Annotated in this window: 5 protein-coding genes and 1 tRNA gene; 3 read left to right on the plus strand and 3 right to left on the minus strand. The window is 65.9% G+C overall.

Annotated features, from left to right (window positions below):
* Window positions 1-12 precede the first annotated feature (12 nt).
* Window positions 13-645 carry an NUDIX hydrolase gene (locus PW843_07400; GenBank protein ID MDE1146435.1) on the minus strand — a complete coding sequence of 211 codons (633 nt, stop codon included), beginning with the start codon at window positions 643-645 and terminating at the stop codon, window positions 13-15.
* Window positions 646-898: 253 nt separating this feature from the next.
* Here PW843_07400 and PW843_07405 point away from each other — a divergent pair.
* The 3 genes from PW843_07405 to PW843_07415 all read left to right on the plus strand — a co-directional run bounded on the left by PW843_07405 (window position 899) and on the right by PW843_07415 (window position 3,161).
* A tRNA-Asn gene (locus PW843_07405) sits at window positions 899-974 on the plus strand.
* Between the two features lie 223 nt (window positions 975-1,197).
* The gene (locus PW843_07410; GenBank protein MDE1146436.1) at window positions 1,198-2,538 is read left to right on the plus strand and encodes an alpha/beta hydrolase; all 1,341 of its coding nucleotides are present in this window, start codon (window positions 1,198-1,200) and stop codon (window positions 2,536-2,538) included.
* Window positions 2,535-3,161 carry a TetR/AcrR family transcriptional regulator gene (locus PW843_07415; protein MDE1146437.1) on the plus strand — a complete coding sequence of 209 codons (627 nt, stop codon included), beginning with the start codon at window positions 2,535-2,537 and terminating at the stop codon, window positions 3,159-3,161. The genes PW843_07410 and PW843_07415 overlap by 4 nt, the downstream gene beginning before the upstream one ends.
* Here PW843_07415 and PW843_07420 read toward each other — a convergent pair.
* A complete protein-coding gene (locus PW843_07420) occupies window positions 3,140-4,318 on the minus strand; it encodes a PHB depolymerase family esterase (GenBank protein ID MDE1146438.1) in 1,179 nt (392 codons plus the stop codon). The two genes, PW843_07415 and PW843_07420, sit on opposite strands and share 22 nt — an antisense overlap.
* A 51-nt stretch (window positions 4,319-4,369) precedes the next feature.
* A complete protein-coding gene (locus PW843_07425; GenBank protein ID MDE1146439.1) occupies window positions 4,370-4,789 on the minus strand; it encodes a CopG family transcriptional regulator in 420 nt (139 codons plus the stop codon).
* Window positions 4,790-5,495: the final 706 nt, after the last annotated feature.

Consider the following 5,495-nt stretch of genomic DNA (forward strand, 5'->3'; position numbering starts at 1 on the left):
TTTTGCCCCCGCTTAAGCCACGAACCCGGCGGCCACCAGGGGCGCCAGGTCGGGCGGCAACGTGCCTTCCAGGTGCATCAGACGTACGCGCAGCAGGGCCGCCACCGTCATCGCGTCCTGGATTTCACCCGACAGCGCCATGGCCAGCGCGTCCTTCAGCGGCAGGCGACGGATGACCAGCTGTTCGGTGTCGTCCGGCGCCACGGGCACGGGCGACAGGCCCCAGGCCAGGTACAGGTGGGCGTGCTCGTTGGTCATGCTGTTGGACATGTCCAGCCGCTGGATCTCCAGCCACTGTTCGGCGCGCAAGCCCGCCTCTTCCCGCAATTCATCCTGCGCGCCCGCCAGCGGCCCCACCGCCTTGGGGCCGGCCAGGGGAATGCCGCCCTCCACCATCTCCCAGCTGTAATGGCCGATGGCGAAGCGCCACTGTCCCACCAGCCAGGTGTCGCCGTTCTCCGCCACCGGCAGGACGCCCACGGCCACGGTGCTGAGTTCCACCGTGCCATAGAGGCCGGGGCCGCCATCGGGGCGCAGCACGTCGTGGTGCCAGACGCGCATCCACGGCGTCTCATACTTCAGTTCCCGGCTCAGCACGGTCCAGGGGTTCACGAGGGCGGACGGGGGCGGGGCTTCACGGGACATGCTTGGAACTTCCTGGCGACCGACGGCGTTACGCCAGGGATAAGGCAAAAGCGCCGATGACGGATACCCCCCATCCACCATATCTGGCAGCACCCGCGGAAAACCCCCTAGATCAAGGCGTTATGTGGAACCGTCATTTTTTTTCCATTTCGCCAAACAAAGGGGTTCCAATCCCAAAAACGCTTTGCTATATCACCGCCCACCGCAGCGCCGCTGACTGATCGGTCAAACGAAAACGAAGCAGGCGCGCTGATCCCAGGTAGCTCAGCCGGTAGAGCAGGTGGCTGTTAACCACCGGGTCGGGGGTTCGAGTCCCTCCCTGGGAGCCAATAGAGCCCCCCGGAACCGCAAGGTTCCGGGGGGTTTTCTTTTGCCCCACTCAGATATTCCTTCGATCAAGTCCGAACGTCCTGGCCGGGCCGGCAGCCGGGTGCTGCGGTAGGTCAAGCGTTTGCGACGCCGCCCTTCGCCTTGACGGGCGCCACGCTCCAGCGGATATTTAATGAACGGTAGCGTTCATTAAATATGCCGGCGGGGCGGCAGGAGGGGGCCATGAAGCTCGACTTCAGCAAAAAGGCCATGGACATCGGCACCGCCGAATTCAATTTCATGCGGACGCTCATGGTCGCGGGCACCGGGGGTGCCGAGGTCAACGAGTGCTTTCTGGCCCTTGGCCGCATCAAGGCCAATGATCCGGAAAGCTGGGTGCGCGAATGGGCACTCCTCGCGGATCGCCGCCGACAGGCGGCGGAAGCGGCGATCCGCTCGGGGCAAGCGGTCACCGGCCGCCAGGCCTATCTTCGGGCAAGCAACTACTATCGCTGCGCCCTATTTTCGTTGCCCCATACCGACAAGCGCCTCACGGATTATCTGACGCTCAGCCGCCACTGCTTCCACCAGGCCGCAGCGCTTTTCCCCCGGCCCATCGAAACCCTGTCCATCCCGTTCGGCGATGCCCGCCTGCCGGCATACTTCATCCCCGCCGAGGGCGATCAAGCGGCACCGCATCCCACCTTGCTGGTCCTCAACGGCGGCGATTCCACCGGTGAGGAGATGACCCATTGGCTGGGGTTCGCCGCGGCGGCGCGGGGCTGGAATTGCCTGGTGCTGGAGGGGCCGGGCCAGTGGAGCGCGCTTCAGTTGAACCCGGGGCTGTATCTGCGGCCCGATTACGAGGTCCCGGTGAAGGCCGCCATCGACTACCTCACCGGCCGAGACGGCGTCGACCGTAAGCGGATCGCCCTATTCGGTCCCTCGCTTGGTTCCTTGCTGGCGGCGCGCGCCGTGGCCTTCGAGGGGCGGATACGGGCGTGTGTCTGTCAGGGCCTGGTCGTCGATGTTTACGAGGCCTGGCATGCCGTCTGGCCGCGCGTGCTGCAAAAGGCGCCCGTCGGGATATTCGACGCGGTTTTTTCCGGACTGGAGAAACTGAGCCCGCAGCTTCACGGCATGGCCAATCATTTCCGCTGGATGCTGGGGGTCACAAAACCCCATGCCATCATCGATGCATGGAGGCCCTATCATGTCGGCGAACTGGCGCCACGCATCGCTTGCCCCATGCTGGTCCTCTATGGCGAGGCGGAGGCGGCACAGAGCGATGAGACGGTGGCCCTGAGCGCGCTGCGGTTCATCGCCGGGCTTCCCGGCCCGGTTTCACTGCAACTCTTCGGCTTCGATGAGGGCTGGGCGGCGACCCATTGCCAGGTCGGCGCGCTTGCCGCCATGCAGGCCCTGGTCTTCGGCTGGCTCGACACGGCGGTAAACCACCCGGATGAACTGCCTGCACATGATATCGGCGACAATGTCGCCACCGTGTTCGCCCACCATATCCAAGGCGGCGACGCGCGAAAGGAAGCGGAGGGGATTCTGACGGGCATGGCGATCCGCCGATGAGCAACGAACCTTCGAAACCGCCCCGGGGGCGGCCGCGCAGTGCTTCGGTCGACAAGGCGCTGGTCGAGGCGGCCCGGGATGAGTTCGTCACGAAAGGCTTTCACGCGATGAGCATGGAATCCATCGCCAACCGCGCGGATGTCAGCAAAGTCTCCCTCTATCGGCGATGGCCGTCGAAACTCGAGGCCGCCGCCGATGCCCTGCGGCTGTTGAGTGAAAGCGGCGTTCCCGAAGACCATGGCAGCCTGGAAGCCGATATCCGCGCCCTGTTCGCCGCCACCATCCATTCAGAGGGGGCAAGGGCCAGGGCGAGGTTCCTGATGCGCACGATGGGGGAGATCAGCGACCACCCCGACCTGCTCGCCATCTACCGGACGCAGTTGCTGGCCCCGCGCATCGAGCAGATCCGAACCGTGATCGGGCGCGCCCGGGCCCGCAAAGAGGTGTCCGACATTCCGACGGACGTGGCCGCCATGGTCGTCGCCGGCCCGTTGTTCCTCCATTCGCTGTTCCTGCTGGCGGATCCGGATCGCGCCTGGCCGGGCGATCTGGTGGAAACGTTGACGCGCACGGTGCTTCTGGGAATCGGCGCCCCGCCCCCTCACCCCGCCCCGGCGCGCTGATGTTCCAGGAAAAAGCGCACCATCTCACGCGTCGCGTCGGGCCCCGACGGATCGGTGTAGGAGCCCGACGGGCTGCCCCCGGCCCAGGCGTGGCCGGCGCCGTGGAGGGTCCAGTGCTCACACACCGCCCGGCCGGCTGCATCGACGTGGACGGTGCGGGTGTAGGCCGGCCCGCCGGGCGCCTGTCCGCGCCGCGTGCTTGACCGCAGTCCGGGGGCGGATGCCACGGCCTGGGCGGCGATCGCGTCGCCATTGCCGGGGTGGACGGTGGCGTCCTGGTCGCCGTGGAAGATGATGGTCGGGACCCCGCCCCCGCCCTGCCCCGCCGCCCCCTTGCGCATGGCGGCGAAGGCGGAGGGCACGTCGCGCGCCGCCCCCAGGGGCAGGCCGGAATGCGCGCCCACCGCGGCATAGAGGTCGGGATAGGCGGCGCCCATGATGACGGCGGCGGCACCGCCCGCCGACAGGCCGGCGACATAGATTCGGGCCGGGTCCACCGAATGTTCTTCCATGACGCGGCGGGTGATGCCGGCGATCAGCGCCGGTTCGCCCCCGTCACGGCGCTGGTCCTGCGGATTGAACCAGTTCCAGCATTTGTTGGGGTTGGCGGAATTGGGCTGTTCCGGATAGGCGACGAGGAAGCCGTGCTCCTCCGCCGCCTGGTTCATCCGGGTCCCGGCGGCAAAGTCGTCGGGCGACTGGGTGCAGCCGTGCAGCATGACGATCAGGGGCAGCGGCCGGCCGCTGCTGCGACGGGCGGGCACGTAAAGCTTATAGGCCCGCGTCCCCGCCGCCCCGCTGTAGGACGCGGTGGTGAAGGACGCCCCCTCCGGCACCGGCGGCGGGGCCGGCCGGAACGCGCCATCGGCCAGGCCGCCCGGCACGGCACGGGCCGCCAGACGGCGCAAGGTCTCGCCCAGACCGGTACGGCCCGCCGGGAACGGGGACACGAACGGGGATGCGTGCGGGGGTGCTGGCGGAGATTCGGGGTCCACGACGGTGAAGGTGCCGTCGATGACGGTGGGGTCGGCGGCCGGCGTTGGTGCCGCCTTGCCGCCGTGCAGCATCTGCTGGATGAGGGCCGTCGCCTCGGCCAGCTTGCCGGCACCGGTGAGACGGGCCGCCTGGGCCATGCCTTCAAGAGGTTTGAATTTCATGTCGGCGCTTTCCCTGGTTCCGGAAAAAGAGGTTGGTGAGGCGGGACCGGCCTATCGGATCCGGTCGGCGAGGGCCGCCTTGACGGCGGCGCTGGCGTGCAGGCCACCCAGCACGGTCAGCGCGGCGATGGCGGCGCGGGCCAGTTCGGGCGTGACGTCCAGGCCGATGCTGGCCAGCCCCAGCACGCGGATATCCAGCCTCTCGCCCGCGTCCAGCGCCGCCTCCAGGTCCCGGCGGCTGATGTAGCGCAGGCCGAGATCGACACTCTTGCGTGTCACCGCCTGCCGCACCGCGTCGCCGTGACGTTCGATCTGGTTGCGGATGGCGGTGCGGATGAAGTCGGTGCGGTTGGAGTAAAACCCTTCCTGGACCAGCAGGTCGATATGGCCAAGGTCCACGAAGCCCAGATTGATGGTGATCTTCTCGCTGTCGGGCATCTTGGGGCCCAGGGCACGCACGTTATCCGCCATCTCATCACCATCTACATACCATCCATGTGGATGGTGATATGGGGCGTGCCAGCAGTCTTTCAAGGCGGCAATGACCTGCCAACCCATCATCCGCCGGTGGAGTCCCCCGGGAAAAGGGCTGCGGCCGATAGCACGGCCCGGTCCATTTTCCGGTTCGCCGGCCCCGCCCCGGCGGCCGCGCATGCCAACCCCGGAAAATAAGATTGTCCGCCTGGCGGTGGCCGTGCCGCGGTGCGGCATCGCCCAGCAAAACCGCCTTGCGGTTGCAGGTCTTTTTCCGGCCCGGCGGCGATGAAATCCGCAACAGGTCGCTTCCATTGCGTTTTACCTAAATAAACCCACGGCCAATCTTATAAGTATATCTCTGAAAAATTGGCCATAGATTGCTACACACTATCTTTATCTGTGTGCATTACATAAAGAAGACTTCGCAAAATACGGCACACCATAGAGCGAAATTCAGGTTAACGAGTTAATTATATAAGTGAGAAGTGCTCAAAATGACTATGAGTGTTAAGGCCAAAGCTATACCAGACGACTATGAGTCTATTATGTTGATGCAAACGACCAATGATAATGTTACCCGAATGGTTAGGTGCGTCCGGGCAAGGGTTCGGCGCGTGTCGAGGCGTGTGGGCAGCCGTCAGGGATGGCTGGACACCCGGTCCAGGTTGCAGGACCGGGTTCAGGATGGGGGATCGGGGTC

Source organism: Azospirillaceae bacterium, assembly GCA_028283825.1.
Lineage (GTDB): Bacteria > Pseudomonadota > Alphaproteobacteria > Azospirillales > Azospirillaceae > Nitrospirillum.

Bases quoted from the DNA above. Each gene is read 5' to 3' on its own strand.
- PW843_07400 (MDE1146435.1), bottom strand. From the start codon at position 645: ATGTCCCGTGAAGCCCCGCCCCCGTCCGCCCTCGTGAACCCCTGGACC.
- PW843_07410 (MDE1146436.1), top strand. From the start codon at position 1,198: ATGAAGCTCGACTTCAGCAAAAAGGCCATGGACATCGGCACCGCCGAA.
- PW843_07415 (MDE1146437.1), top strand. From the start codon at position 2,535: ATGAGCAACGAACCTTCGAAACCGCCCCGGGGGCGGCCGCGCAGTGCT.
- PW843_07420 (MDE1146438.1), bottom strand. From the start codon at position 4,318: ATGAAATTCAAACCTCTTGAAGGCATGGCCCAGGCGGCCCGTCTCACC.
- PW843_07425 (MDE1146439.1), bottom strand. From the start codon at position 4,789: ATGGCGGATAACGTGCGTGCCCTGGGCCCCAAGATGCCCGACAGCGAG.